The sequence below is a fragment of the Prevotella conceptionensis 9403948 genome, assembly GCF_000312305.1.
GTDB lineage: Bacteria > Bacteroidota > Bacteroidia > Bacteroidales > Bacteroidaceae > Prevotella > Prevotella conceptionensis.
The window spans coordinates 3,340-5,333 of sequence record NZ_HE999461.1 but is presented as its reverse complement, the minus strand read 5'-3'; the positions used below and the strand labels follow the sequence as shown (position 1 = coordinate 5,333).

The 1,994-nt window shown below is 45.9% G+C and carries 2 protein-coding genes and 1 pseudogene; all 3 read left to right on the top strand.

The features are described from left to right. Nucleotides 1-1,062 (top strand): RHS repeat domain-containing protein (locus BN93_RS15310; protein ID WP_019189163.1); only part of this gene is annotated, 1,062 nt, incomplete at its 5' end. After that, nucleotides 1,028-1,474 carry a hypothetical protein gene (locus BN93_RS15305; RefSeq protein ID WP_019189162.1) on the top strand — a complete coding sequence of 149 codons (447 nt, stop codon included), beginning with the start codon at nucleotides 1,028-1,030 and terminating at the stop codon, nucleotides 1,472-1,474. The genes BN93_RS15310 and BN93_RS15305, both read left to right, overlap by 35 nt. Next, nucleotides 1,464-1,994 (top strand): annotated as a pseudogene (locus BN93_RS18150) (RHS repeat-associated core domain-containing protein); the annotation flags it as partial. The gene BN93_RS15305 and the pseudogene BN93_RS18150, both read left to right, overlap by 11 nt.

Sequence of the window (1,994 nt, the reverse complement as noted above, 5' to 3'; positions counted from 1 at the left end):
CGACCGAAGTTCAACGACAAGGGAGATGTCCCTGGTCCACCCATCCAATGGCAGAAACCCGAAGACCCAGACAATGCCCAACCGGGTTATGGCTATGCCCCTGCCGACACCACCAACACCGAGGACATCTTCTTCTATCATAGTGACCACCTCGGCAGCACCTCTTATATCACCGACGCCAAGGCCAACATCACCCAGTTCGATGCCTATCTGCCCTACGGCGAGTTGCTCGTTGACGAACACAGCAGTAGCGAGGAAATGCCGTATAAATTCAATGGCAAGGAGTTTGACCAAGAAACGGGGCTGTATTATTACGGAGCCAGATACATGGACCCTATGGCAAGTATATGGTATGGGGTAGACAAATTAACGGAAAAGTATGTGTCGGTAAGTTCGTACACATATTGTAACGGGAATCCAATTGCGAATATCGATGTTATGGGAATGTTTCCTAAGGGCATTGTTGTAAAACATGTCGAAACCGTTGTTCAGTACCAAGCAGTAGGCTCTGCCAATACGTTAATGGGGATACCCCATGAAGTAACGTACTATACCTTTACGGAATCAGCCGCTCACTTATTGTCTTTGGTTGCGAACGTTCCCATTACGTATGTGAAGAATGCAAGGCTTGAAGAGGTCATTCTGCAACCCGAAGGCAATTGCATTACAATTGGCGGTTCCCCCGATAATGCACGAATCCTTGTATCGCCATATTATCTTGATAACAGCAAAGGCGGGCAGGATTATGACCTCTGGTTCCGCGAATTCTCGCACGAAGTGGGACACATTAAGCAGATTGCGCGCGATAAGAGCCTGACAAAGTATTTGCTTAAAACAATAGCAGGTTATATTAAGGCAGGCAACCACGATGATGCTTCTCGCGAAATAGAGGCTGAGCAAGGGAGTGATACTTTTAATACTTTCCGTCGCTTCGTTAAGACACACTTCAAAGCATCTGTCGAGAATTTGTTTAAGAATGATAAACTGGATGAGAAAGACAAAATCGAGCAAATCAATAAATGGTGGAATGAATTCAAAAAAGAGACAAACAATAAAAAATAGAATAATATTGGTAACAATAGCGTTTACGCTTTGTGCATGCGACAATCATGACTTCACGTTTGACGAAGAGAAACAGACTTTCTACGTGTATGATATGTTAGGTTTTTATATTGAGCCTGATGGCGAAAAAGAATTATTCTACTCCTATGACATAAAGTTAAAAGAAAAAAAGAAAGAAAAAGGAATTGACACACTTGACTTAAATAATATTTCTTCGAAATATCAAGTGGAGGCATGCTTTCCTAATATTGATACGGTTATAAATAATCCAAAGCGTGCCGTATTGGTACCCAACACTCGATATCGAGTCTTGCACATGGGAATGGGAAGAGTGTATGGTATCAAATATTATCATACGGATTCCGCTGGGAGGCTAAGAAATGAAGAAAGGCCAGAGCCAAATACAAAATAACAAAACCACTCTCGGCGGAAGTACCTACGATGCACAGAACCGTCTTATTCACGCAAACGGCAAGGCCAAGACGGCGTCGTATCAGCTCGACATGGCCTACGGCATCATGGGCGAGCCGCTCACCAAGAAACAAAAGGTGGATTCGAGCAAGGTGGCGCAGTCGTATGCGTTTGCTTATCTGTATGAAGACAGCGAGTACCCGACGGTGCCATCGCAAATCGGGCATAATCACTATACCTACGATGCCAACGGAAAACCGCTCACGGTAACCAACGATAGCACGAGCGAGACGCGCGAAATGTACTGGGATGAGGACAACCGCCTGATGGTATTGTCGGACAACGGCAAGACCAGCCGATACACCTACAATGCCGCCGGCGAGCGCATCGTCAAGAGCCACGGCGACCTCGAAGGCGTGTATGTAAATGGTGCGCCACAGGGTATGGCGTTCCACGAAACGGAGGACTACACCATCTATCCCGCCCCGATTATCACCGTAACGAAGAACCGCTTTACCAAG